This window comes from Flavobacterium sp. S87F.05.LMB.W.Kidney.N (assembly GCF_004366435.1).
Lineage (GTDB): Bacteria > Bacteroidota > Bacteroidia > Flavobacteriales > Flavobacteriaceae > Flavobacterium.
Window position 1 is genome coordinate 620,917 of record NZ_SODX01000001.1, and the last position, 26,358, is coordinate 647,274.

Below are 26,358 nucleotides of genomic sequence, written 5' to 3' on the forward strand. Positions count from 1 at the left end.
TTTTATTCTCAAGATTGTCAAAAATAATTCGTGAATTCGTGGCGGAAAAAATAGTTTCTCGCAGATCTCGCAGATTCGGCAGATTTTTTTAAAAATTATCTGCTAAATCTCCTAAATCTGCGAGAGAAAAAAATATTGTTATTCCAATTCTAAAACCAAAGCCGATTTTGGCTCTAAAGTAATTTCAGAACTTAAATCAAATGTTTTTCCACTAATAACATCTTTTCCTGATTTAAAGTTTTTGATGCTTTCTTTGAAACGATTTGTTTTCACAACTTGCTCTTTTGCATTGTTATTGAAAACTACCATAACCGTTTTATTATCAGTATATCTGAAATATACATAAGTGTTATTTTCTGGAATATAATGCTTCATTTTTCCGAAATGAACTGCTTCGTTTGTTTTTCTCCAGTTGAATAATTTTGCACTGAAATCAAAGTAAGCTGCTTGTTCAGCCGTTCTTCCTTCTTTAGTGAAAGCGTTGTTTTTGTCGCCAGCCCATCCGCCTGGGAAATCCTGACGAATATCGGCATCACCGCCTTTTCCTTTATCACCGCCCATTCCAATTTCTGAACCGTAATAGATTTGCGGAATTCCACGAACGGTTGCCAATAAAGTCATTGCCAGTTTGTATTTTGGTAAATCATATTTGAATTTTTCATTCATACGATCCGTGTCATGATTTTCAGCAAAAACTAAGATATTATTGGTATTTGGATATAAAAAATCCATTGCAAAATTGTTGTAGAATTTAATCAATCCGCTATCCCAGTTTGGTTCATCTTCACTGAAGGCAGAAGTAATCTGACTTTGAAGCGTAAAATCCATTACACTTGGCAGATTTGAATTGTAGTTTTCAATCGCACCAATTTTGCTGTCTTTCTGCCAAAAAGCTAAATTCGCCTGATTGTGCATCCAGATTTCTCCAACAATATTAAAATTAGGATATTCATCTGTAATAGATTTTGCCCAATTTGCCATAGCAGTTTTATCTGAATAGTTATAAGTGTCTACTCTAAAACCGTCAAGATTTGCAAATTCAATCCACCAGATTGCGTTTTGAGTTAAGTATTTTGCAACTAACGGATTTCTTAAATTTAAGTCTGGCATAGAAGGTACAAACCAGCCGTCAACACAAACTTCCTGATCTATTTTTGAAGCATGAATATCTGTAATTACTTCACGTCTGTGGTGTGTTTGCGTGTAGTTTTCAAATTGATTGATCCAAGATTTTGTTGGTAAATCTTTGATCATCCAATGTGTAATTCCCCAGTGATTGGTTACATAATCCATCACCAGTTTCATATTTTTTTTGTGCATTTCTGCTGATAAGCGAGCGTAATCATCATTCGTTCCGTAACGTGGATCAATTTTGTAAACATCAGACTGCCCGTAAGTGTGGTATGAATGCTGTTTGTCATTGTCCTCGCATAAAGGCGTGCTCCAGATTGTAGTTGCACCAAGAGACGAAATATAATCTAAGTTTTTAATGATTCCTTCGATATCGCCGCCATGACGACCGCTTGGATCTTGACGGTTTCCTTTTTCAGTTAAAGAAGCATCGCTGTCATTTTTAGGGTTTCCGTTAGCGAAACGATCTGGCATGATTAAGTAGATTAAATCAGAGGCGTCGTAACTTTTTCTGTCAGCAGAATTCGCTCTTCTTTCTTTAAGAACATATTTTTGTTTGAAGGCAACTTTATTGTTGTTTTTAAAAGAGAAAACCAATTCAGAAGCTTTTACGTCTTTCGTATCGATTGTCACGAAAAGGTAATTTGGGTTTTCTGTTTTTTCTACATTTTTAATTACAACATTATTCGAAACCGAAGCTTCATATTGTGCAATATTTTTTCCGTAAAACATAATTTGCAGTTCCGAATTTTTCATTCCTGCGTACCAGAAAGGCGGTTCTACTTTTTGGATTTGCGCTTTCGCGGAAGCGGAAAACAACAAAACCAATAGTATTAATCTAAAGATATGATGGTTTATTTTTAGGCTGTTCATAGTGAGTAGAATTTAAACCATATAAGAAATGTAAGAACATTTAAGGCAAAAACTGGGGAGGTTTCTATTTAAATGGACTTACATTTCTTATATGATTAATTAAATTATTTGTTTTCAATAATACTTATCGCATATCCTCCTCCAGGAGCAGATAATTGAGATAATTTTGATTTGTTTGTTACAGCAATTTTCTTGATCGTATAAGCCTGCGGATTTGTTTTGTAATGCGCATCTTTTGCATCAGCATAAATTGTTGCCGTGTATTTTTTACCTTTTTCAAGGAAACTGAAATCGATGTTTGAGGTACGAGGAGTTTCTCCGTTTACATTACCAACGAACCAGTTGTTTGTTCCTTTTGCTTTACGGGCAACCGTGATAAAATCTCCAGGCTCAGCCTCGATATATTTACTTTCAGACCAGTCTACAGCTACATCTTTAATGAATTGGAATGCATCAGGAAAACGGTTGTAGTTCTCTGGAGTGTCAGCTGCCATTTGCAATGGGCTGTACATGGTAACGTATAAAGCCAATTGATTACAAATTGTACTGTTTACATGAGATGTGTTTTCAGGATTCATTTTGCTGATATCCATTTCGAAGATTCCAGGCGTGTAATCCATTGGACCTCCAATTAAACGTGTAAAAGGTAAAACCGTAACATGATTTGGTTTAGAACCTCCAAAAGCTTGATATTCTGTTCCTCTTGCAGCTTCGTTTCCAATTAAGTTTGGATACGTTCTTGCAATTCCTGTCGGGCGAACTGCTTCGTGAGCGTTCACCATAATTTTATAATCAGCTGCTTTTTCGATTGCATATTGATAATGGTTTACAATCCATTGGCTGTAGTGGTTTTCACCGCGAGGTAAAATATCTCCAACGTAACCGCTTTTTACAGCATCGTATCCGTTATCGTTCATGAATTTGTAAGCCGCATCCATATGGCGCTCGTAGTTACGAACAGACCCAGAAGTTTCATGGTGCATGATAATTTTTACACCTTTAGATTTTGCATATTCGTGTAAACCTTTTACATCAAAATCTGGGTAAGGTGTTAAGAAATCAAAAACATAATCTTTAGAGTGCCCAAACCAGTCTTCCCAGCCTTCGTTCCAACCTTCAACCAAAACAGCATCGAAACCATTTGCAGCAGCAAAATCAATGTATTTTTTTACGTTAGCATTGTTTGCTCCGTGTGTTCCGTTTGGTTTTGCTTTTGCGAAATCAGTAACTCCAAGTTGAACTGTTGGATAATCATTAGTGTATGACCAAGAGCTTTTTCCTGTAATCATTTCCCACCAAACACCAACGTATTTTACGGGTTTTATCCAAGAAGTATTCTCAATCTTTGAAGGATCATTTAAATTATACGTCATTTTTGAAGCTAAGATTTCTCTAGCGTCATCGCTTACAATAATCGTTCTCCATGGTGAATGATTTGGCGCTTGCATATGACCTTTGTCACCTTTTGCATCTGGAGTTAACCAAGATTCGAAAACTAGGTTTTTATCGTCTAAATTCAAGTGCATACAAGAATAGTCAATCAAAGCAGCTTCGTGCAAATTAATGTAAATTCCATCATTAGTTTTTAACATCAAAGAAGTCTGAACTCCTGTTGGCGAAAAAGATCTTTGAGAAACGTTTGCTGTATATGCTTTTTGAGATAAACCTCTAATTTCAGATAATTTCGATTTTGTATAATCGTATTCCTGAGTATCATAATCTCCTGGAATCCAGAAAGCCGTATGATCTCCAGTCATTGCAAATTGAGATCTTTCTTCTTTAATTACGAAATAAGTAAGATTCTTTTGCGCTGGGAATTCATATCTAAATCCTAAACCGTCATCAAATAAACGGAAACGAATTAGGATTTGTCTATCTGTTCCTTTTTGATTTAAAGTAACAGCCAATTCGTTATAATGATTTCTGATGTGATCTACTTCTCCCCAAACTGGTTTCCAAGTCTCATCAAAAGTTGCAGTTTTAGTATCAACAACAGTAAAATCGTTTAATAAAGATTTTTTATCATCTTTAAGTTCAAGGCCCAATTTACTGGTTTTTACAACTTCTTTGTTTTTATATTTTAAATTGTACGTTGGAGTTCCGTCGTTTTGAAGAGAAAATTCCATTACGAACTTTCCTTCGGGTGATTTTAATTGTTGTGCTTCTGCAATTGAGCTAAAAGCAAACAAGATTAAACTTGCGAAAAATAAGTTTTTCATGTTTTTTAGTTTTATGTAATTTAATTTATTTGTACAAATTTACTTGCAATTACAGAATTTCCGTTAACTACAATTGTTAAATCTTGATCGCCGTCTACAGTAAATGTTGTTTCGTTATGATTTACAGCTACTTTTAAAATTTGATTTCTGAAATTGATTTTAAACGAATAACCTTTCCATTCTTTTGGGATTTTTGGAGAGAAATGCAATTGGTCATTTTTTACTCTCATTCCGCCAAAACCTTCAACAATGCTCATCCAAGTTCCCGCCATAGACGTGATGTGACAGCCTTCTTCCACTTCTTTATTATAATCATCTAAATCCAAACGAGAAGTTCTTAAATAAAACGTATATGCCATATCCATTTTATCTAAAGCTGCAGCCTGAATCGAGTGAACACAAGGGGAAAGCGAACTTTCGTGAACCGTAAATGATTCGTAGAATTCGAAGTTGCGTTTTAATTCTTCTTTAGAGAAATGATCTTCGAAGAAATAGAAACCTTGTAAAACATCGGCTTGTTTAATATATGGTGAACGTAAAACACGATCCCAAGACCATTTTTGGTTAATAGGACGCTGTGATTTATCTAAATCTTTTACTGGAACTAAATCTTTGTCCAAGAAACCGTCTTGCTGTAAATAAATTCCAAGTTCTTCTGAAATTGGGAAATACATGTCATCGGCCACTTTTTTCCATTCCTGAATTTCATTCGCCGAAAGGCTTACTTTTTCTAAAATGCGTTTGTGATCTGCAGGATATTCTGAAGCTACTTTTTCAATTTGTTCTGCAGCAAAATCAATACACCATTTTGCAATATAATTGGTGTAGAAATTATTGTTGATGTTGTTTTCGTATTCGTTTGGTCCTGTAACACCAAGAATTACATACTGGTTTTTATCTTTAGAAAAAGAAGCTCTCTGGTGCCAAAAACGTGCAATTCCTATTAAAACTTCTAAACCTTTTTCAGGAATATATGAGTAATCACCCGTATAACGGTAATAGTTGTAAATAGCAAAAGCAATCGCACCATTTCTGTGGATTTCTTCGTGTGTGATTTCCCATTCGTTGTGGCATTCTTCACCGTTCATGGTTACCATCGGATACAAGGCTGCACCGTTTTTGAAACCTAGATTATCCTTAGCGTTTTCAATTGCTTTGTCTAATTGGTTGTAACGATATGTCAATAAGTTTCGAGCAACCTGCTGATCTTTTGTCGCCATATAAAACGGAATACAATAAGCCTCAGTATCCCAATAAGTTGATCCACCGTATTTTTCTCCCGTAAAACCTTTTGGTCCAATATTCAAACGAGAATCTTTTCCTGAATAAGTTTGGTTTAATTGAAAGATATTGAAACGAATTCCCTGCTGTGCTTTTACATCGCCTTCAATCGTAATATCTGACATTTCCCAGATTTTTGCCCAAGCCTCAATTTGATTTTGAAGTAAAGCATCGTATCCTGAATTAACAGCAGTTTTTATTACTTTTTCGGCTGCAGCCAAAGTATTTTCGTGGTTCAAAGAAACGGTATAACCTCCGATTTTTTGAATTGCTGAGGTTTGTCCTTTTGCAATAATGGTTCCGTAAGTATATTGAACTTTGTCTGCAGTTGAATCGATTGTAGAAGGCGAAACGTGAATATCTTCATTATTTGCCAAAATCGTATTGTGCATGAAAGTTGTTACTTTAAAATGCGTTTTGAAAGTCTGAGCCGTTACAAAAGCTTCGTTTGTGCCTTTTTTAACTTCAAGCGGTTCCCAGAATTTTTCTTCCCAGTTGGCATCTTCATTTGTTACACCAGCATCAACGTAAGGTTTGTAAACAATTTTTGCATCTTTGTTTAAAGGCGTGATTTCATATTTTATAATTCCCGCTTCATCTAAATCTAATGAAAGAAAACGACGAACATTTACGGCAATTTCAGTTCCGTTTTTTAGAACAGCTTCAAAAGAACGATTGTACCATCCTTCTTTCATATTCAATTCTCTGCGGAAATTTCTAACTTCAGTACAATTATTTAAATCTAGATTTTCTTCGTTGATTTCAACGTCAATTCCAATCCAGTTTGGAGCGTTTAGTACTTTGGCAAAATATTTCGGGTAACCGTTTTTCCACCAGCCCACTTTTGTTTTATCCGGATAATAAATTCCTGCAATATAACTTCCCTGAAAAGTTTCAGCAGAATATGTTTCTTCAAAATTGGCACGCTGCCCCATAGCACCGTTTCCGATACTAAAAAGACTTTCAGACGATTTTACTCTTTCGGCATCAAATCCTTCTTCTATAATTGACCAATTATCTGGTTTTATATAATCTTGGTTCATTTTTTCTTAATTTGATAATTCGTTAATTAGACAATTAGATAATTCATTTTGTAGAAATTATGTAACTATCAAATTGGCACATTTTCTAATTGATTAATTTTTCTATAAAGCTTGTTTCGATTTGGGTAAAATCTTTAAAAATATAGTCAGCTTCATGTAAAATTGTTTCCTCACCAATTCCCACGCTTACCATTTCGCCTATGTTTGCTGCCTGAATTCCGGCAACAGAATCTTCAAATACAATTGAGTTTTTTGGATCAATATTTAATAATTGAGCCGCTTTTAAGAAAACTTCCGGATCTGGTTTTGCGTTGGTAACATCGTTACCGTCAACAATAACATCGAAGTACGAAAGAATTCCAGTTTTTTCAAGAATTGGTCGGGCATTTTTACTCGCAGAACCCAATGCAATTCCTTGGTTTTTATCTTTCAATAGTTTTAGAACTTTAGCAACTCCTGGAAGAATCTCGCTTTCGTCCATGTCAACTAAATAGGATAAATAATCTTCGTTTTTTTGAATTAACCATTTGTCTTTGTCTTCCTGAGAAGCCTGAACATTACCTAATCCAAGTATAATGTCTAACGAACGAACGCGGCTCACGCCTTTTAAAAGTTCGTTGTCTTCATGTGTAAAATTTATATTTAATGATTGGGCAATTTTCTGCCATGCTAAAAAATGGTATTTAGCGGTATCAACGATCACTCCGTCAAGATCGAATATGAAGGCTTTTTTATTATTATTCATGAATTTCAATTTTAGTTCTGCTATTTACTCTAAGTGTAAGTAATCCGGCAAAAATCATAGATACACCTCCAATTATTAAGGCGTAAATAGGTTCGTTATGAAAGAATTGTTTGATTACAAATCCTAATATGGTGGCGGCTACAATTTGTGGTATTACTACAAAAAAGTTAAAAACTCCCATGTAATAACCCATTTTTGCTGCTGGCAAAGCACCAGATAACATTGCATAAGGCATTGATAAAATACTTGCCCACGCAATTCCAACTCCTAACATTGGCAGGATCAGCATTTGCTTATCACCAATAAAATAAATTGAAATTAAACCAACACCTCCTGCGCATAATGCCAATAAATGTGTTGCTCTAACGCCTACTTTTTTTGCAATGATTGGTAATAAGAAAGCTACTGCAGCAGCAATACCGTTATAAACTGTAAATAAAACAGAAACCCAGTCAGCAGCATCGTTGTAAACTTTTGAAGTCGTGTCTGTCGTACCAAAAATGTGTTGTGTAACAGCTTGTGTTGTGTAAATCCACATAGAGAAAAGCGCAAACCAAGAGAAAAATTGTACCCAGGCTAATTTTTGCATTGTTTTTGGCATATTCAATAAATCGGTCATGATTATGGTAAAGCCATTTTGAACTTTTTTAGTTCGTAATTGTGATGCAATTACAAATAAAACACCCATAAAAATTAGTCCGATAAATAAAATATACAATTCTTTTGCCAGGCTGTTTTCAAAAATTAGAAATGAAATTAATCCGCCAATACCGGCAAAGACTAATCCTAAAAGCAATTGTTTTTTTGTAGAAACTCCAGATTCTGTTTCTGGATTAGAAAGATTTTGAGAATCTTTTTTACTATTAGCTTCAAATGCATGAAGTTCTTCAGGCGTATATTCAGTTGTTTTAAAAACAGTCCATAGAACAGAAAGCAGAAAAACAATTCCGCCAATATAGAAAGACCATTTTACAGCATCTGGGATAATTCCTTTAGGGGCAACATTGCTGACATCAAAAACATTTGTAAAAAGATAGGGTAAAACAGAACCTACAACAGCACCTGTTCCAATAAAAAAACTCTGCATTACAAAACCTAATGCACGTTGATGGTCTGGTAAATTATCGCCGACAAAAGCGCGAAAAGGTTCCATTGAAACATTTATCGAAGCATCCATTATCCATAAAGTTCCCGCTGCGATCCATAAAGTAGGAGAGTTGGGCATAATGAATAATGCGATTGAAGACAAAATGGCTCCAATTAAAAAATAGGGGCGGCGTCTTCCTAAACGAGTCCAGGTTCTATCACTGAAATAACCAATAACGGGCTGAATAATTAAACCTGAAACAGGCGCAGCAATCCACAAAATCGGGATTTCATCTATTTTAGCACCAAGGGTTTCAAAAATTCTAGAAGTATTTGCGTTTTGCAGTGCAAAACCAAACTGTATTCCCAAGAAACCGAAACTCATGTTCCAAATTTCCCAGAAACTTAATTTACGCTTTTCCATTATCGTAATTTGTGAAAAATTATACGATAAGCGCTTTGCTTATCAAAACTTACTGTTTTTTTCGAAGTAAAAGTAAAAGCCTTGACGGGCGTAAAAGTATTAATTATTTTTTTATTTACGCTAATAAAAAAGCCATAAATATTTTTTATGGCTTTAGAATGTGTTGATTTTAAGAAAATTAGTCAGTAGATTCTCTTTTTATTAAATGTGTCTCTATAACTTCTGTTGTATAGTTTTCGTTTTCTTCTTCGTCATCATCATGTTCAGCTTCAAGTCTTTCAATAAGCATTTTAGCAGCTTTATTTCCCATTTTTTCCCCACTCTGACTTACGGTTGTAATGCTTGGAGTGGAGTATTTTGAGATAATTCCATCAGTAAAAGCAATTACAGCTAAATCTTCCGGAACTTTTAATCCCATTTTTGATGCAGTTTTGATAATCGTTACTGCAAAAAGTTCATTTACAGCAAAAACAGCATCAAAAGCTCTATCGTGCAAAAGCTGACTAATAGTGATTTCGCAGGTATCTACATCTTCAATTTTAATGATTAAATCTTCGTTAAAAGGAATTCCATTATCTAAAAGTGCTTTTTCGTAACCATCAGTTCTTAGTTTTCCGACACTTACATAGTCAACAGTTGTTACTAAGGCTATTTTTTTTCGTCCGTTATCAATTAAACTCTGAACAGCTTCATAAGCCGCCGCTTTATCATCAATAATTACTTTATCGCATAAAATATCGTTAGTAACGCGGTCAAACATTACAACCGGCATTCCTTGGTTAATGACTTCTGTAATGTGATGAAAATCACCTTTATATTGTGTTTCTTTAGAAAGAGACATGATGAAACCGTCGATACTTCCGTTGGCTAACATTTCCATATTTAAAACCTCCTTATCAAAAGAATCATCAGATAAACAAATAACAACACTATAACCATTTTCGTTCGCAACCTGCTCAATTCCATTAATCACAGTAGAGAAAAAGTAGTGTACAATTTCGGGTATAATGATGCCAATACTTTTGGTTTTTCGGTTCTTCAAACTAAGAGCAATATTGTTGGGTTTATAGTTGTAAAACTTTGCAAAAGCCTGCACTTTTAAGCGCGTTTCTTCACCAATTTCAAGACTGTTTCTAAGTGATTTTGAGACAGTTGAAATGGATACGTCAAGTTCCTTTGCAATCTGTTTTAGGGTTATTTTGCGTTTCATGGCGTAAAGTGAAAAAAATCTAATTAATAATAAAGGTATCTGAAAATTTTATAATTGACAATTTTTGACTGAAAAGATTACAAAATATAGAAAGTTTTCAACACTACCACGTTTTCGTAACTCAATAAAAGTTGTCTCTAGTTGAGCATGTTAATAAATTCATAATTTTGAAATTCGAAGTAAAATTAAAAACTTAACTAACAGTCAAAAACTCAAAACTAATTTAAACAAAAAGTATGAAAACAATTTACAAAAAGTTGTTATTTTTATTCCTTCTGCTTCCGTTTACTGTGTTAGCTCAAAGCACATTAACAGGAACAGTAACTGATCTTGCCACGGGTCAGCCAATACCAGGAGTAAATGTGAATGTACAAGGTGCCGCAGGAGGTACTTCTACAGATTTTGATGGTAAATTTCAATTACCGAATCTAAAAAATGGCGACAAAATTATAGTTTCATTTATTGGATACAAAACATCGACTATTGTGTTTAATGGTCAAAAAAACTTAGCTGTATCTCTAGAAGAAGATACAAATCAACTTAAAGAAGTTGTAGTACAGGTAGGTTACGGAACTGTTAAGAAAAAAGATGCAACAGGTTCTGTTTCTCAAATTGCTGCAAAAGATTTTAATAAAGGAATTAACGTAACTCCTGAAAGCTTAATTAGCGGTCGTATTTCGGGTGTAAATGTCACAGGAGGAGGGGCGCCAGGTGCAAAAGCAGATATTAGAATTCGTGGAGGATCTTCTTTAAATGCATCAAATGAACCATTAATCGTTTTAGATGGACTTCCGTTAAGCAATGCAGTTCCAAGTGGAGCAACAAGTATTTTATCTACAATTGATCCAAATGATATTGAATCATTTACAGTATTGAAAGATGCTTCTGCTGCTGCAATTTACGGTTCTCGTGCTGCAAATGGTGTAATTGTTATTACTACCAAAAAAGGATCAAAAGGAGCTGTTAAAGTAAATTTCAGTTCTCAAGTTGGTATTAATACAGTAGCGAATACTGTTGATGTAATGAGTGCAGATCAATTCCGCGAATTGGTAAATACAAAAGGAACTCCTGCTCAACAAGCTTTATTAGGAAATGCTAATACAAATTGGCAAAATGAAATTTTTCATACAGCACTTACAACAAACAACAATATCTCTGTAAGCGGGTCTTTATTTAATAAATTGCCTGTACGTTTATCTGTTGGAAATGTTGATAATCCTGGAATCCTAAGAAACACTTCTTTTGAAAGAACTACGACATCGATATCGTTAAATCCAGTTTTATTTGATAATCATTTAAAAATTGATATTAGCGGAAACTTATCTTTCGGGAAAAATCAATTTCAAGACGAAGGAGCTGTTATTGGAAGTGCAATCGGATTTGATCCAACGCAGCCAGTATACCAAGCTGGATCTCGTTATGGAGGTTATTTCGAATGGTTAGAGCCAACTGGAAACTTACCATTATTACCAGCAAGAAACCCTGTTGCTAGATTAAATCAAGATGATAGAAGAGCAACTTCTACAAGAAAATGGGGAAATGTTAGATTAGACTACAAATTCCATTTCTTCGAAGATTTAAGAGCTGTTGTTGAAGCAGGTATCGATAGATTTGATAGCAGCGGATATACAGAAGTAAGTACTCAAAGTGCTTTAGGATATCAGCCAAAACCTTTTAACGGTCCAGATTATGTGAATCTAGGAAACTACAGCAGTTATACTGATGCACTTCAAAATAAAAACTTAAATGCTTATTTTAATTATACTAAAGATTTAGGGAAATTTAAAATTGATGCAACTGCGGGTTATAACTATCAGTTGTTTCAAAAAGAAAAATACCAATCAGGAGAAACTAGACAGCCAAATCCAAATGAGGATGTAATTACTGATCCAGATATCAATCTTCAGTCTTATTTCGGTCGTTTGAATTTAGGTTATGACAGTAGATATTTGCTAACTCTTAACTACAGAAGAGACGGAACATCTCGTTTTTCAGAAGCTAATAGATGGGGTAATTTTGGAGGAGCTGCTTTTGCTTGGAATTTATCTGAGGAAGCTTTCTTAAAAGATAATGCTACTGTTTCTACTTTAAAATTAAGAGTTGGTTACGGTACAACTGGTCAGCAAGATATATCTGCACAGTATGATTATTTAAGAAGAGTAACTCTTGGAACAATCAACTCTCAGTATATTTTTGGTAACACAATTTATGCAACTGCAAGACCAGAAGGATATAATGAAAATATTAAATGGGAAGAATTAGCTGAGACTAATATTGGTATTGATTACGGATTCTTCAACGACAGAATTACTGGATCGATAAATTATTTCAATAAAAAATCAACAGATTTATTAGCTGAAATTGCAGTTCCAGATGGAGCAAACATTAGAAATCAAGGTTTCTTTAATATTGGAAGCGTTGATACAAAAGGTATCGAGTTCAGTATTGCTTCTGACATTATTAAAACAGATAATTTGACTTGGAATGTAGCTTTCAATACTACTTATATTCATCAAGAAATTTCTAACTTAGGAATTACAGTTCCAGGTTTCCAAGGTTACTTAACTGGAGATAATATCGCTGGTGGTAATGGAAACAAAATTCAAATAAATTCTGTTGGATATGCTCCAAACTCATTCTTTGTTTACGAACAATTATACGATGCAAATAAACGACCAATTGCTGGTGCGTATGTAGATAGAAATGGAGATGGGAAAATTGATACTGGAGATCGTTATAGATTTCATAAAACAGCACCAGATTATACTTTCGGATTGTTTTCTACTTTAAACTACAAAAAGTTAGATTTTACAATGAACTGGAGAGCGAGTTTAGGGAACCGTATTTTTGATAACGTAAGTTCTAACTTAGGATATTCTGATGCTGGTTTAAGAAGACAAACAGATTTATCGAATGTAAGTTCAGATTACTATAACACTGGTTTTACATTTGAAGATAATGGTACACAACGTTATTTATCAGACTATTTTATAAAAGACGCTTCTTTTATTAAACTTGATAATGTTACGCTTGGATATACTTTTGATAAAACAATTATAAAAGCAGCTTCATTAAGATTCACTGCTGGTGTGCAGAATGTTTTTATCCTTACAAAGTATAATGGTTTAGATCCTGAGAAATTCAATGGAATTGATAATAATGTTTATCCGAGAGCAAGAACATTCTTGTTTGGTGTGAATGCAAGCTTCTAATAGGAAAATCATAATTTAAAAAATTAATAAAATGAAAATATCATTTAAATATATATCTTATTTTTTCCTACTTATGTTAGGATTAAGTATGACGCTTACCTCATGTACTGACGACTTAAATGTTACGCCAGGAGATGATGATGAATTTTTATCAGAGACATTTTTTCAAGATCCAGCATCATACAAACAAGTATTAGCAAAATTATATGCTGGATTATATGTAGGAGGTAATGATGGAGATGGTTCTGCAGATATTGCTGGACTTGGTGGAGATTTTAGTAGTTACTTAAGGTTACTTTTTGTAACTCAGGAATTTACGACAGATGAGGCAATTATTGCTTGGGCAGATGGAACGTTACCAACATTAAACTCTCAAACATGGTCTCCGTCTAACGAGTTTTTAGAAGGAACTTTTTCAAGAGCTTTCTATCATATTAGTGTGGCAAATGAGTTTTTAAGACAAACTACTGATGAGAAATTAACAGCTAGAGGTGTTGACGCTGGGTTAAAAGCTGAAATCGCTACTTTTAGAGCAGAAGCTCGTTTTTTAAGAGCGTTCTCTTATTACAACTTAATGGATTTATTCGGAAATGTGCCAATCACTACAGAAAATGATCCTGTTGGATTCTTTTATCCAGTACAAAAAACGAGAGCAGAAGTTTTTGCATTTGTTGAGTCAGAGTTGAAAGATTTAGATAGCAGTTTAGCAGCTTCTAAAACAAATGAATACGGAAGAGTTGATAAAACTGCAGCTAAATTTTTATTGGCTCAAATTTATTTAAATGCTAAAGTATACACAGGAACTGCTAGAAATGATGAAGCTGCTACATTATGCAACGAAATCATTACTAGTTCTGGTTACACATTTGCAAATATTCCTTACGGATATTTGTTTTCTGCAGATAACAACACAAATGGTGCTCAAAACGAAGTTATTTTCCCAATTGTAGGTGATGGTAATGCAATTAGAGCTACTGGAGGTGGAATGAGTTTTATCATGCACGCTTCAATTGGAGGTAGTATGGATGCTGCTTCTAGAGGTATGGATGGAGGATGGCAAGGTATCAGAACTCGTAGAGAGTTTGTGAACCTTTTCCCAGACGAAACTGCAACTGGAGATAAAAGAGGAACATTCTACACGAATGGACAATCAAAAGACATTAAAAATGTTGGAACTTTTACAGATGGTTATGCTGTAACGAAGTATATCAACAAAAAAGCTGATGGATCTGCAGCACAAAGAAATGATATTCCAGATATTGATTTTCCAATGTTCAGATTGACTGACGCTTATTTAATGTATGCTGAAGCAACTTTAAGAGGAGCTACAACAGGAAATGCTGCGACTGCTTTAGTATATATCAATCAAATTAGAAGTAGAGCTGGGGCTCAAGCTATAACAGCACCTCAATTAACTCTTGATTTTATTTTAGATGAAAGAGGAAGAGAGTTGTTCTGGGAATGTCACAGAAGAACAGACTTAATTCGTTTTGGAAAATTTACTGGAGGTTCTAAAATCTGGCAATGGAAAGGTGGTTCTATTAATGGAAGTGCAACTGATTCATACAGAGATTTAATGCCTATTCCTGCAAGAAACATTCAGGCAAATCCAACATTAAAACAAAATCCAGGATACTAAATTAACCTTATAACTAAAAATAAACAAAATGAAAAATCTATATAAAGTATTAATCGCATTCGTTGGTGTATTAGCAGTTTCTTGTAACGCAGACGACGTAGAAAACAGACCAGTAATTGAAGCATCAACAGCTCCAGTTTTATTAACACCAAAATCTGATTTTAGTATTGTTCTTTCTAAAGACACAGAAAATCAAGTTGCTACAACAGTAGTTTGGAATGATGCACAATATAACGGGTCTCAAACGGTTGTAAATTATACCATTGAAGTTGCAAAAGCAGGAACAAGTTTTGCTACTCCTGTAGTAGTTTCTAATACGACTGAAAGGTTTAAAACACTTACAGTTTCGGAGTTAAATTCAGCATTAGTAAATGGAGGATTTGTTGAGAAAGAAGAAAACAAAATTGATATTCGTATTAAATCTGTTGTAGGCGCTTCTGGTATTCCACAATATTCAAATTTTTACACTATTACAGCTACTCCATACCACGTGCCATTAGCTAGTTCTCACTGGTTAGTTGGAGCTGCAACTCCAGGAGGATGGACATGGGCAGGTGATGCTGAAACAGAATTCCCATTAGTAGTAGGTACAACAAATGTTTACAAAGTAACTATCGTTCTTAAAAGCGGAGAAGCTTTTAGAGAATTCTTAGGAAACAACTTTACAAGTGATGGAAACTGGGATGCAAGCCATAACTATACTTACTATTCAGGTTTAGGTTATACTATTGATGATGAATTAGTAAATGCAGGAGATGGTGACAGTAACTTTAAATATACTGGACCAACTGGATCAAGAGTTTTAACTATTGACAATGGTGCGAAAAAAATAACATTAGACTAGTTTTTAATGTGATTCACAAAAAGGGCTATCTCGAGATAGCCCTTTTTTAATCAAACTATCTAACCGGCAAACCAATATAATTATGAAAAGAATTCTACTATTATTTTTTTTATTGCTGACTGCATTTTCATTTGCACAGATACAGACAGCAACTTACTCTATAACTCCTTCAACTTTTGAAGATACTACACCTATTACGATTACAATTAACGGGAGCAGTATTAACGAATCTACTTGGGCAGTTACAGGAAATGCGCTTTACCTTTGGTCATGGTCGTATGATGTGAACGATACAAATCAAATGGATTCTCCGTCTAACGGATCTTGGACATCTTCGAATGAAGCAGCTAAATTTACTTATAATGCAGGAACCGATACTTATACCAAAACATTTACCCCATCTGTATATTTTAATAGAAACGGAATCGGAAGAATTGGTTTTTTAATTAAAGCAAAAGATGGAAGCGGCACGAAACAATCTCAAGATATTGTTGTCGAGGTTGGATCTTTTCAAGTTTCTCTGTCTTCCCCAATAGAAAATAGTACTACAATTATTAATTCTGGGTCTAACTTTGCTATTACCGCAACAAATACAGGAGGAGCTGCAAATTATACTTTAAAATCAAACGGAGTAACGATCAATACTAATACAAGTACATCAAGTTATTCTTATTCGCACACCAATATAACAAGTAATCAAAGCTACGAATTGATTGTTGTTCAAGGTGCTACTACAATTTCAAAGAAATTCTCAGTAGTTGTAAACCCAAATACTGTTTCGCAAGCTATGCCGGCTGGATTAGTAGACGGAATTAATTATAATATTTCTGATGCAACAAAAGCCACTTTAGTTTTAGATGCACCATTGAAGGACTTTGTTTACGTCGCAGGAAGTTTTAATAATTGGCAGCCAACATCAGCTTATGCAATGAAAAAAGATCCAAGTTCAGGTAAATTTTGGCTTGAATTAACTGGATTAGTTTCTGGTGTAAATAATACCTATCAATATTGGGTTGTAGATGCAACGCCGCTTGCAAATTCGCCAGCAATGGTTAAAACGGCAGACCCTTATTCTACTTTGGTTTTGTCACCTTATGATGATGCTTCGATTCCTGTGGCAAAATACCCAAATATGCCAGTTTATCCTGCGGGACAAAATTTTGAGGTTACAGTTTTAAAAACGGGTCAGACTCCTTACAATTGGCAGGTTACTAATTTTGTAAAACCAGAAAAAGAGAAATTAGTGGTTTATGAAGTTCTAGTGCGTGATTTTGATGCGAACAGAAGTTATCAGAGTTTAATAGATCGAATAGACTATTTTAAAAATCTAAAAGTTAATGCTATTGAATTAATGCCGGTAATGGAATTTGAAGGCAACGAAAGCTGGGGTTATAATACTTCATTTCACATGGCTTTAGATAAATTCTATGGAACATCAGACAAATTAAAAGAGTTTATCGATTTATGCCATCAAAACGGAATTGCTGTAATTCTAGATGTGGCGCTAAACCACGCTTTTGGAAGAAATCCGATGGTAAGAATGTGGATGAATGACCCAGACGGGGATGGTTTTGGTTCGCCAACTGCCGAAAATCCATATTTTAATACGGTTGCAAAGCATAGCTATAGTGTTGGAGAAGATTTTAATCATCAATCTCTAAAAACTCAAAATTATGTTAATCGTGTTATTAAACAATGGATTGAAGAATATAAAATTGACGGTTTCCGATGGGACTTAACTAAAGGATTTACACAAGCTTGTACTGCAGCAGATGAAAGTTGTACAAATGCTTATCAACAGGATAGAGTAGATGTTTTAAAAAAATATGCGGATTATTCATGGAGTTTAGATCCAACACATTATACCATTTTTGAGCATTTAGGAAGTGATATTGAAGAAAGAGAATGGGCAAATTATAAAATTACTGAAACGCCAAGCAAAGGAGTTATGATGTGGGGGAAAATGACTAATCCTTATAATCAATTGTCAATGGGTTACGCTTCAGATAGTAATATTTCAAGAATGACTAGCGCGAGCCGCGGTTTTAATGCGAACCGTTTAATGGGTTATGCTGAAAGTCATGATGAAGAACGTCTTATGTACAAAAATGTACAATATGGAGCTGTTAATGGAACTTATAATGTCAAAACCTTAAATACAGCGTTGTCAAGAATGTCTGCGATTGGAGCTGTTTCATTATTAGTTCCAGGGCCAAAAATGATTTGGCACTTTGGAGAATTAGGAATGGATGATTCTATTTTCAGCTGCAATAACGGAACCGTAAATGATGATTCAGGAGCAATTCCTGGTGATTGTAAATTAGATACAAAACCACAGCCTCAATGGACAGAAAATTGGATCGGAGATTCTAATCGTAATAAAATTTATAACGATTGGGCTAAAATGATTACGCTTAAAACCGTAGAACCTGTTTTTTTAGGTACTCCCACAATGACAAATGCGAACTCTTTGTTGATTAATATCAAAATTGAAAATTCAGCTCTGACTGCAGCGGAATTAAAAAATGTTTTGATTTTGGCCAATTTCGATACCACGGCACAAAATGTTGCAACAGGTTTTCCGTATCCGGGAACTTGGTATAATTTAATGGATAATACAACTATTAATGTAACCGATGTAAATGCGCCAATCAATCTGCCTCCAGGAGACTATCGAATTTATGGTAACAAAACAGCAAACTTAGCGATTGATGATTTTGAAAAAGGCAATATGGTGAGTCTATATCCTAATCCAGTTTCAGATTATTTCACTTTAAATAGTGCTTTTAAAAAAGTTCAGATTTATTCCGTTTCAGGACAATTAGTTAAAAGCTTTACTTCAAATAATAATGCTGATTTTCAATTTGGCGTAAGCGAATTACAAACAGGATTATATCTCGTAAAAGCTTCTGATGAAAATCATAAAACTCAAGTAATGAAGTTTATTAAAAAATAAACGTTGAAAATATATTTTACAGATTAAGAATTTGGTTAGGTTAGTGAGGAAAAAGGGCTGTTCTACATAATGTAGACAGCCCTTTTCTATTTTTGATTGTGATGTTTATTTCTTCTTATTATATTCTCCGATCAGAGAATAATAACCAAATGTACCCAGGCCCATGACAATCAGCGGTGTCAATATAAATAAGATAATTACACCAAATACTAAATCGTCTTGCTGGTCTGAAAGCAGTTTAGGTAAACCAAATTCAAACACACAGAAATAAGCCGCTGCAGCTGCTAAAGCAATCCATAAAGCCCCTAAAACTTGTTTAATCGCATTCATTTTTTTAAATTTTAAAGGTGAGTAGTTTTGTTTTTGTTGTCAATATATATCATTCCAATTACAAAGCAGATTCCTGCAATTACAATAGGATACCATAATCCGTCTAGATAATAATCTGGTTTTCCGGCCGTTTTGGCGTGAGTTACAAAATAAGTAGAAATAGCAGGAAGTAATCCTCCAAATATTCCGTTTCCAACATGATAAGGAAGCGACATAGAAGTATATCTGATTTTAGTTGGAAACATTTCGACTAAAAATGCGGCAATTGGACCATAAACCATTGTTACAAATAATACTTGAATAAAAACCAAGAAAATTAAAGTCCATTTATCGCTTGAATTAATTGTTATTGAAACACTTGTTTGTACATCCTTTTTCTCCATGTACGTTTTTTTCTCCAAGACGGTTGTGCCATCTGTGTATTTTTTTTCTGTTGTAACAATAGAACTTCCGTTATCTTTTCTTTCAGTAGTTTCTGTCGGGTTTTCTACAATTTCAGTTTTTTGGTTTATATCTGTTGTATTGTACATCATCTTATAAATAGGTCTATAAGACAATATGGCAATCAGCATTCCGAACATCATAATATATTTACGCCCAATTTTATCGCTCAGCCATCCAAAAATAATAAAAAAAGGAGTTCCAATTAAGAGTGCAATACCTAATAATTCATCTACTTGCGAAGAGTCAACATTCATAACCGTTTTCATAAAACTCATGGCATAAAATTGTCCTGTGTACCAAACAACGCCTTGTCCCATTGTTGCTCCAAACAAAGCCAGTAAAACGAACTTCATATTATATCTGTTTCCAAAACTTTCTTTTAACGGATTTGTACTAGTCGTTCCTTCTTTTTTAGCTTTCGCAAAAACAGGCGATTCATCCATATTTTTTCTGATGAGATACGAAACGCCAACCATAGCAATAGAAACCCAGAAAGGAACACGCCATCCCCATAAATCGAAATCTTCTGGAGAAAGAATACTCTTGGTTGCTAAAATAACCATTAAAGAAATAAATAAACCGACAGTCGCAGTGGTCTGAATCCAAGAAGTCCAATAACCTTTTTGACCAGCTGGAGCATGTTCTGCTACATAAGTTGCTGCTCCGCCATATTCACCTCCAAGAGCTAATCCTTGTAATAATCTCAGAATTAGAACTAATAATGGTGCGAAAAAACCAATAGTTTCGTAACTCGGAATACATCCTATTAAAAAAGTAGATCCGCCCATTAATAATAAGGTTGCCATAAAAGTATATTTCCGGCCAATAATATCTCCAAGGCGTCCAAAAAATAAGGCGCCAAAAGGACGGACTACAAATCCGGCTGCAAAAGTGGCTAAAGTAGATAAAAATGCAGCGGTTGGATTATCACTGGGAAAGAACTTGGTTGAAATAACGACGGCCAAACTGCCAAAAATGTAGAAGTCATACCATTCAATCATGGTGCCCATTGAAGAGGCTGAAATTACTTTCCAAATGCCCTTAGTAGAAGTTTTGCTCATAAAACTGCTTTGAGATCTTATTAGTAAATGAATGTTAAAAATATAGCTTTACGAATATAGAAGTTATTTTTTTATTCAGTCAATACTTTTTTAACAAAAACTATTAATTTGTTGACTTATTGGATTAACGAAAAAGTTTAGAAAGAAAAAACGCAAAGGTTCGCAAAGTTTTTTTGAATTGACTCCAGCTTTAGCTGGAGTTGCATAAAATCAAGCGGAATGACTTTTTTTGAAACAAAAGAAAATTTGAAAAGGTTTTTAATCGCAAAGACTCAAAAAAAAAAATACAAAGGTTCGCAAAGTTTAATTTTAAAACTTTGCGAACCTTTGCGAACCTTTGCGTAAATCTTAGCGCACTTTGCGGTTAAGAACAAAAAGGATAAAAAACAAAAAACCCGAATATTGCTATTCGGGTTTTGTGGTACCTCCAGTCCCGAGGCTTCGGGAGAACCAGGGACACATATTTAGTTTCTTTTGGATAAAATATCTTTTAAAATTGACGGATCATTAATTATTTTATCATTAAAGGTTTTGCTTTTCATTCTTTTAATAAAGCGTTCCAAGTAAAGAGCTTCGTCTCTGTCAGTACAATTAAAAGTTAAAACGATTTCCCAGTCATTGGCAATCTTGGTAAAGGAATTTGAATAAGAGTGATTATTGTGTTTTATTACTCTTTCGTTTATGTTATTGGTTTCGCCGATGTAAAATTTTTGAGATGATTTTGAATAGAGAATATAGAGATAATGCATTGAATGAGTATTAAAAAACAAAAACCCGAATATTTCTATTCGGGTTTTGTGGTACCTCCAGTCCCGAGGCTTCGGGAGAACCAGGGACACATATTTAGTTTCTTTTGGATAAAATATCTTTTAATATTGACGGATCATTAATTATTTTATCATTAAAGGTTTTACTTTTCATTCTTTTAATAAAGCGTTCCAAGTAAAGAGCTTCGTCTCTGTCATTACAATTAAAAGTCAAAACGATTTCCCAGTCATTGGCAATCTTGGTAAAGGAATTTGAATAAGAGTGATTATTGTGTTTTATTACTCTTTCATTTATGTTATTGGTTTCGCCGATGTAAAATTTTTGAGATGATTTTGAATAGAGAATATAGAGATAATGCATTTGAATGAGTATTAAAAAACAAAAAACCCGAATATTTCTATTCGGGTTTTGTGGTACCTCCAGTCCCGAGGCTTCGGGAGAACCAGGGACACATATTTAGTTTCTTTTGGATAAAATATCTTTTAATATTGACGGATCATTAATTATTTTATCATTAAAGGTTTTACTTTTCATTCTTTTAATAAAGCGTTCCAAGTAAAGAGCTTCGTCTCTGTCAGTACAATTAAAAGTCAAAACGATTTCCCAGTCATTGGCAATCTTGGTAAAGGAATTTGAATAAGAGTGATTATTGTGTTTTATTACTCTTTCGTTTATGTTATTGGTTTCGCCGATGTAAAATTTTTGAGATGATTTTGAATAGAGAATATAGAGATAATGCATTTGAATGAGTATTAAAAAACAAAAACCCGAATATTTCTATTCGGGTTTTGTGGTACCTCCAGGGATCGAACCAGGGACACATGGATTTTCAGTCCATTGCTCTACCATCTGAGCTAAGGTACCGTTGTGCGGTTAATGCGGGTGCAAAGATAGAATCATTTTCCGTTTATCCAAAACATTTTAAAAAAAAAATCAATTCGTATCTTCGCAGAAACAAAAAGTAAAAATGATTTTAACTGTTGATGTCGGAAACACCAGAATTAAAGCATCTGTATTTGAGGGAAATACTGCTCTGGAGAATTTTATTTTTGAGAAAAATGAACTGGAAGAAAAAATTGAAAAAATTTTAAAAAAATTTCCAAACTGCTCCGATTTGGTTGTTGCATCAGTAGGAAGTATCGAAAAACAGTCCTTTTTAACTTTCGAAAAACAATTAAAAGTTCATTTTTTTACACATGAAGATCTATTCCCTTTTCATAATAAATACGCAACACCAAAAACATTAGGAATAGATCGAATGATTTTGGCTGCGGGAGCAACTTTAAAATTCCCCAAACAAAATAGATTAGTTATTGATGCCGGAACATGCATAACCTACGATTTTATCGACGAAAATGATAATTATTTAGGAGGAGCCATTTCTCCGGGTCTTCGCCTGCGATATGAATCACTGCATAATTTTACAGCCAGACTGCCGTTACTTACATTAGAAAGCCCTGAATCATATATAGGAAACTCAACGGCACAAGCCATACATTCTGGTGTTGTCAATGGTTTCGTCTATGAGATTGACGGTTTTATCGATGATTATCGCAGAGAGTTTTCAAATTTTATCATAATTTTAACGGGAGGCGATGCAGATTTTTTGGCTAAACGATTAAAAAATACCATATTTGCCAATTCAAATTTCCTTCTGGAGAGTTTGAACCAAACATATCAATATAAAATCGACAATGATTAAAAAAGTATTAATAAGCGCTTGTTTGCTTATATCGTTCGTTTCATTTGCTCAACAAGGTACTGCTTCGCCTTATTCTTTTTTCGGAATAGGAGATGTAAGATTCAAGGGAACTCTTGAAAATAGATCTATGGCTGGCGTTGCAGTGGAGCAAGATACGATTCACTTAAATTTAGATAATCCTGCAAGTTATGCCAGTTTAATACAAACTACGTTTACCGTTGGGGGAACTTTTGCAACTTCTAATTTAAAAACAAGTACGCAATCTGAAAAAGCACAACGTAGTACTTTTGATTATTTAGCATTAGGAATTCCGATGGGAAAATTTGGTGCTTCTTTTGGTTTGATCCCAGTAACTTCGGTAGGATATAAAATTTTGAATAGTTCTCCGACAGAAGGAGATGTTAATTCACAGCTTGACGGAAAAGGAGGGGTAAACAAAGTTTATTTCGGATTAGGATATAAAATTATCCAAAATTGGAATATTGGTGTAGATGCCCAATACAATTTTGGAAAAATTACAACAACAAGTGTAGAAGGTATTTCTGGTGTTCAAAATGGTACAGCAGAAGTAAATACATCTGAATTATCAGGTATGGCTTTTAGCTTAGGAACTATGTATCAAAGAAAAGTGTACAAAAAGGTTAGTATATTTTCTAGTTTGAGTTATTCATTTGCCAGTAATCTTAACTCAGATAATACAAGAGTAATTTCAGTACAAGGTGACCCTGATCCTTATATATATCCTGCAACTTCAACAAAATTAAAACTTCCAAATAAATTAAGCATTGGTTTAGGAATTGGTGAAGCAAGAAAATGGCTTGTAGGTGCAAATATGACTTTTCAAGGAGATGGACAGTTAGCAAATTATTACAATTCAGCTCAAAATGTAAGCTATGAAAGTTATTCTAAATATGCTCTAGGAGGATATTATCTTCCTAATTATAATTCGTTTACAAGTTACATGAGTAGAATTACCTATAGAGCTGGTTTGAAATATGAAAAAATTGGTTTGATTGTAAACAACGAATCAATTAAAGATGTCGGAATGACATTAGGAGCTGGAATTCCGATTCCAGGATCTTATTCAAATTTGAATTTCGGAATTGAATTTGGTAAACGCGGTACAGTTTCTTCTAATTTAGTTCAAGAAAATTACGTGAATTTTAGTTTAAGTTTCTCTTTCAACGACAAATGGTTCGTGAAGAGTAAATTCCAATAAACATAATATTTTATCTTTTCTAAGCTCATTACAATTTATTACATTTGGCGAATGAATTTACCAAAGAGATATAGTCTGCTAGTTGTCACAGTTTTTGCTGTGACACTATTTTTTGGGTGCGAAAGTAATTTTAAAGATGTTCAGAAAATTAACTTCTCAGAGTTTGTCCCGGCAAGTGATGCAGATACAGTTAATATAAAGTATACAGATTCTGGACGTATTTCAGGTGTTTTAATAAGTCCTAAAATGCTGGATTATTCAAATCTTGATTTTCCTTTCACAGAATTTCCTAAAGGATTAGATGTTACTTTATATGACAAAAAGCAAAAGCGTACCTTTATAAGAGGAAATTATGCGGTTTCGTATAAAAATACAGGGATTATTGATTTGATTGGAAAAGTAAAAATCACCTCTGAAGCTGGACAGGTTTTGGAAACTGAGCAATTGTACTTTGATCAGAAAAATGAATGGTTTTATACCGAAAGAAAATTTAAACTTACCGATAAAAAAGGAGTTTCTCACGGTCAGGGAATAGATTTTAGTAAAGATTTTAAAGTGATTAATTCGCAGCGAATAAGCGGCGAAATTGAATCTGAAGAATAAAAATATATCATGGGTTATTTAAAATATACACAATTTATCTATATCGCATTTGCACTTTTTTTTGCTTATGATGGTATAGTGAAACTAAACGAAGGAGATGAAAGTTATCCCTTCTACTTTGTAATCGCAGGAATGGCTGTTTTTATGTTTTTCTTTAGAAGAAGGTTTCTTAATAAATACGATAACCGTAACAAAAAACAATAAAAATGGAAATTAGTATTATAATAATATGTTTAATACTAGCAGCCTTTTTCTCTGGAATGGAAATCGCGTTTATTTCCTCCAACAAAATTTACCTCGAAATAGAAAAGAAACAAGACGATTTCTTGTCTCGAATCTTAACTAAACTTACCGAAAATCCATCCAAATTTATTGCGGCCATGCTTATTGGCAACAATGTCGCTTTGGTTGTTTATGGCTTTTTTATGGGCGATCTGATTTTGAATTGGATGGCACATCTTGGTCTTGTTTTTTCGGATTGGTGGAATGTACTTGTTCAAACTCTGCTTGCCACATTTGTGGTTCTGTTAACTTCAGAATTTTTCCCTAAAGTATTTTTTCAGATTTATGCGAATTCTTTAATTAAGATTCTCGCTCTTCCGGCCTATTTATTTTACCGATTATTTTATTACATTTCAACTTTCTTTATTTGGATTGCAGATTTTGTGCTGAGTAAATTTTTTAAAACAGAAGGAAATCAGATTCAATTATTTAGCAGAATTGAACTTGGAAATTATATTACAGAACAAATGAGCACGGTTGAAGAAGATGAAGAAGTAGATTCTGAAATTCAGATTTTTCAAAATGCGTTGGAGTTTTCAGGAGTAAAGGCACGTGATATAATGACGCCTCGAACGGAAATTGTAGATATAGATTTGTTTGATACAGTTGATGACCTTAAAGCGTTATTTGTTGAAACAGGATATTCTAAAATTATCATTAGCCAGAATTCTTTAGACGACATAGTGGGTTATGTGCATTCGTTTGATTTATTCAAGAAACCAGCGACAATAAAATCGGTTTTGATGACAGTTGAGTTTGTTCCTGAAACAATTTTAATAAAAGATGTTTTGACTTTATTGATTAAAAAACGTAAAAATGTCGCAGTTGTTTTAGATGAATATGGCGGAACTTCTGGAATAATTACAATTGAAGATATTGTCGAAGAACTTTTTGGTGAAATTGAAGATGAGCATGACTTAGATGAAGAATTAATTGAAGAAGAAATAGGCGAAGGCAAATATTTGTTTTCGACGAGATTAGATGTTGAATATTTAAATGAAACCTATAAATTGATGATTCCTGAGGAAGATTCTTATGGAACTTTAGGAGGTTTTATTGTAAATCATACAAAAGAAATCCCACAAAAAGGAGATAAAATTGTAATAGATAAGTACCATTTTTTTATAAAAGAGGCGTCAAATAAGAAAATAGAACTAGTCAAATTGACAATTAAAGATTGATTTTTTAAATTATTAAAAAAAAATGTGTAAAATAAAACGCTAGTTGTATTGTTATTAACTAGATAATTGTATTTTCGCAAACTGAATATAAAATTAACGATAATA

Annotated in this window: 19 protein-coding genes and 1 tRNA gene; 8 read left to right on the plus strand and 12 right to left on the minus strand. The window is 33.8% G+C overall.

What is annotated here, in order from left to right; all coding sequences use genetic code 11:
* Window positions 1-138 precede the first annotated feature (138 nt).
* The 6 genes from EDB96_RS02795 to EDB96_RS02820 all read right to left on the minus strand — a co-directional run bounded on the left by EDB96_RS02795 (window position 139) and on the right by EDB96_RS02820 (window position 10,012).
* On the minus strand, window positions 139-2,004 hold the full coding sequence (locus EDB96_RS02795; protein ID WP_134139123.1) for a glycoside hydrolase family 13 protein: 1,866 nt from the start codon (window positions 2,002-2,004) through the stop codon (window positions 139-141).
* 104 nt (window positions 2,005-2,108) lie between these two features.
* Complete coding sequence (locus EDB96_RS02800) at window positions 2,109-4,223, minus strand: glycoside hydrolase family 97 protein (protein ID WP_134139124.1); 2,115 nt, start codon at window positions 4,221-4,223, stop codon at window positions 2,109-2,111.
* 20 nt (window positions 4,224-4,243) lie between these two features.
* Window positions 4,244-6,547, minus strand: a complete 2,304-nt coding sequence (locus tag EDB96_RS02805) for a glycoside hydrolase family 65 protein (protein WP_134139125.1) — start codon at window positions 6,545-6,547, stop codon at window positions 4,244-4,246.
* Between the two features lie 85 nt (window positions 6,548-6,632).
* Window positions 6,633-7,292 carry a beta-phosphoglucomutase gene (gene pgmB / locus EDB96_RS02810; protein ID WP_134139127.1) on the minus strand — a complete coding sequence of 220 codons (660 nt, stop codon included), beginning with the start codon at window positions 7,290-7,292 and terminating at the stop codon, window positions 6,633-6,635.
* Complete coding sequence (locus tag EDB96_RS02815) at window positions 7,285-8,802, minus strand: MFS transporter (RefSeq protein ID WP_134139129.1); 1,518 nt, start codon at window positions 8,800-8,802, stop codon at window positions 7,285-7,287. Before EDB96_RS02815 ends, pgmB begins: the two co-directional genes overlap by 8 nt.
* A 178-nt stretch (window positions 8,803-8,980) precedes the next feature.
* On the minus strand, window positions 8,981-10,012 hold the full coding sequence (locus EDB96_RS02820; RefSeq protein WP_057115950.1) for a LacI family DNA-binding transcriptional regulator: 1,032 nt from the start codon (window positions 10,010-10,012) through the stop codon (window positions 8,981-8,983).
* A 236-nt stretch (window positions 10,013-10,248) separates the two neighbouring features.
* Between EDB96_RS02820 and EDB96_RS02825 the strand changes: the two genes are divergently transcribed.
* From EDB96_RS02825 to EDB96_RS02840, 4 genes are all read left to right on the plus strand, one after another.
* The gene (locus EDB96_RS02825; protein ID WP_134139130.1) at window positions 10,249-13,224 is read left to right on the plus strand and encodes a SusC/RagA family TonB-linked outer membrane protein; all 2,976 of its coding nucleotides are present in this window, start codon (window positions 10,249-10,251) and stop codon (window positions 13,222-13,224) included.
* A 31-nt stretch (window positions 13,225-13,255) separates the two neighbouring features.
* Window positions 13,256-14,863, plus strand: coding sequence for a RagB/SusD family nutrient uptake outer membrane protein (locus tag EDB96_RS02830; protein WP_134139131.1), 1,608 nt, complete (start codon window positions 13,256-13,258; stop codon window positions 14,861-14,863).
* A gap of 28 nt (window positions 14,864-14,891) precedes the next feature.
* Window positions 14,892-15,707, plus strand: coding sequence for a SusE domain-containing protein (locus EDB96_RS02835; protein ID WP_134139132.1), 816 nt, complete (start codon window positions 14,892-14,894; stop codon window positions 15,705-15,707).
* An 82-nt stretch (window positions 15,708-15,789) separates the two neighbouring features.
* Window positions 15,790-18,663 (plus strand): alpha-amylase family glycosyl hydrolase, encoded by a 2,874-nt coding sequence (locus tag EDB96_RS02840; RefSeq protein ID WP_134139134.1) that lies wholly within the window; start codon window positions 15,790-15,792, stop codon window positions 18,661-18,663.
* Window positions 18,664-18,768: 105 nt separating this feature from the next.
* Here EDB96_RS02840 and EDB96_RS02845 read toward each other — a convergent pair whose 3' ends face one another.
* The 6 genes from EDB96_RS02845 to EDB96_RS02870 form a co-directional block, all read right to left on the minus strand.
* Window positions 18,769-18,993 (minus strand): DUF6814 family protein, encoded by a 225-nt coding sequence (locus EDB96_RS02845; RefSeq protein WP_057115955.1) that lies wholly within the window; start codon window positions 18,991-18,993, stop codon window positions 18,769-18,771.
* Between the two features lie 11 nt (window positions 18,994-19,004).
* Window positions 19,005-20,498 (minus strand): MFS transporter, encoded by a 1,494-nt coding sequence (locus EDB96_RS02850; protein ID WP_134139136.1) that lies wholly within the window; start codon window positions 20,496-20,498, stop codon window positions 19,005-19,007.
* 464 nt (window positions 20,499-20,962) lie between these two features.
* Window positions 20,963-21,247, minus strand: coding sequence for a GIY-YIG nuclease family protein (locus EDB96_RS02855; protein ID WP_134139137.1), 285 nt, complete (start codon window positions 21,245-21,247; stop codon window positions 20,963-20,965).
* A gap of 94 nt (window positions 21,248-21,341) precedes the next feature.
* On the minus strand, window positions 21,342-21,626 hold the full coding sequence (locus EDB96_RS02860; RefSeq protein ID WP_134139139.1) for a GIY-YIG nuclease family protein: 285 nt from the start codon (window positions 21,624-21,626) through the stop codon (window positions 21,342-21,344).
* A 96-nt stretch (window positions 21,627-21,722) separates the two neighbouring features.
* Complete coding sequence (locus EDB96_RS02865) at window positions 21,723-22,007, minus strand: GIY-YIG nuclease family protein (protein ID WP_134139137.1); 285 nt, start codon at window positions 22,005-22,007, stop codon at window positions 21,723-21,725.
* Window positions 22,008-22,057: 50 nt separating this feature from the next.
* Window positions 22,058-22,130, minus strand: a tRNA-Phe gene (locus EDB96_RS02870).
* A gap of 103 nt (window positions 22,131-22,233) precedes the next feature.
* Here EDB96_RS02870 and EDB96_RS02875 point away from each other — a divergent pair.
* From EDB96_RS02875 to EDB96_RS02895, 4 genes are all read left to right on the plus strand, one after another.
* Window positions 22,234-22,968, plus strand: a complete 735-nt coding sequence (locus EDB96_RS02875) for a type III pantothenate kinase (RefSeq protein ID WP_134139141.1) — start codon at window positions 22,234-22,236, stop codon at window positions 22,966-22,968.
* The gene (locus EDB96_RS02880) at window positions 22,961-24,187 is read left to right on the plus strand and encodes a hypothetical protein (RefSeq protein ID WP_134139142.1); all 1,227 of its coding nucleotides are present in this window, start codon (window positions 22,961-22,963) and stop codon (window positions 24,185-24,187) included. Before EDB96_RS02875 ends, EDB96_RS02880 begins: the two co-directional genes overlap by 8 nt.
* A gap of 51 nt (window positions 24,188-24,238) precedes the next feature.
* Window positions 24,239-24,790 (plus strand): LPS export ABC transporter periplasmic protein LptC, encoded by a 552-nt coding sequence (gene lptC / locus EDB96_RS02885; protein ID WP_134139144.1) that lies wholly within the window; start codon window positions 24,239-24,241, stop codon window positions 24,788-24,790.
* A 206-nt stretch (window positions 24,791-24,996) separates the two neighbouring features.
* Window positions 24,997-26,253, plus strand: coding sequence for a hemolysin family protein (locus EDB96_RS02895; protein ID WP_134139145.1), 1,257 nt, complete (start codon window positions 24,997-24,999; stop codon window positions 26,251-26,253).
* Window positions 26,254-26,358: the final 105 nt, after the last annotated feature.

Excerpts from the sequence above, each read along its gene's own strand:
- EDB96_RS02795 (WP_134139123.1), bottom strand. The coding sequence starts at position 2,004 with ATGAACAGCCTAAAAATAAACCATCATATCTTTAGATTAATACTATTG.
- EDB96_RS02800 (WP_134139124.1), bottom strand. The coding sequence starts at position 4,223 with ATGAAAAACTTATTTTTCGCAAGTTTAATCTTGTTTGCTTTTAGCTCA.
- EDB96_RS02805 (WP_134139125.1), bottom strand. The coding sequence starts at position 6,547 with ATGAACCAAGATTATATAAAACCAGATAATTGGTCAATTATAGAAGAA.
- pgmB (WP_134139127.1), bottom strand. The coding sequence starts at position 7,292 with ATGAATAATAATAAAAAAGCCTTCATATTCGATCTTGACGGAGTGATC.
- EDB96_RS02815 (WP_134139129.1), bottom strand. The coding sequence starts at position 8,802 with ATGGAAAAGCGTAAATTAAGTTTCTGGGAAATTTGGAACATGAGTTTC.
- EDB96_RS02820 (WP_057115950.1), bottom strand. The coding sequence starts at position 10,012 with ATGAAACGCAAAATAACCCTAAAACAGATTGCAAAGGAACTTGACGTA.
- EDB96_RS02825 (WP_134139130.1), top strand. The coding sequence starts at position 10,249 with ATGAAAACAATTTACAAAAAGTTGTTATTTTTATTCCTTCTGCTTCCG.
- EDB96_RS02830 (WP_134139131.1), top strand. The coding sequence starts at position 13,256 with ATGAAAATATCATTTAAATATATATCTTATTTTTTCCTACTTATGTTA.
- EDB96_RS02835 (WP_134139132.1), top strand. The coding sequence starts at position 14,892 with ATGAAAAATCTATATAAAGTATTAATCGCATTCGTTGGTGTATTAGCA.
- EDB96_RS02840 (WP_134139134.1), top strand. The coding sequence starts at position 15,790 with ATGAAAAGAATTCTACTATTATTTTTTTTATTGCTGACTGCATTTTCA.
- EDB96_RS02845 (WP_057115955.1), bottom strand. The coding sequence starts at position 18,993 with ATGAATGCGATTAAACAAGTTTTAGGGGCTTTATGGATTGCTTTAGCA.
- EDB96_RS02850 (WP_134139136.1), bottom strand. The coding sequence starts at position 20,498 with ATGAGCAAAACTTCTACTAAGGGCATTTGGAAAGTAATTTCAGCCTCT.
- EDB96_RS02855 (WP_134139137.1), bottom strand. The coding sequence starts at position 21,247 with ATGCATTATCTCTATATTCTCTATTCAAAATCATCTCAAAAATTTTAC.
- EDB96_RS02860 (WP_134139139.1), bottom strand. The coding sequence starts at position 21,626 with ATGCATTATCTCTATATTCTCTATTCAAAATCATCTCAAAAATTTTAC.
- EDB96_RS02865 (WP_134139137.1), bottom strand. The coding sequence starts at position 22,007 with ATGCATTATCTCTATATTCTCTATTCAAAATCATCTCAAAAATTTTAC.
- EDB96_RS02875 (WP_134139141.1), top strand. The coding sequence starts at position 22,234 with ATGATTTTAACTGTTGATGTCGGAAACACCAGAATTAAAGCATCTGTA.
- EDB96_RS02880 (WP_134139142.1), top strand. The coding sequence starts at position 22,961 with ATGATTAAAAAAGTATTAATAAGCGCTTGTTTGCTTATATCGTTCGTT.
- lptC (WP_134139144.1), top strand. The coding sequence starts at position 24,239 with ATGAATTTACCAAAGAGATATAGTCTGCTAGTTGTCACAGTTTTTGCT.
- EDB96_RS02895 (WP_134139145.1), top strand. The coding sequence starts at position 24,997 with ATGGAAATTAGTATTATAATAATATGTTTAATACTAGCAGCCTTTTTC.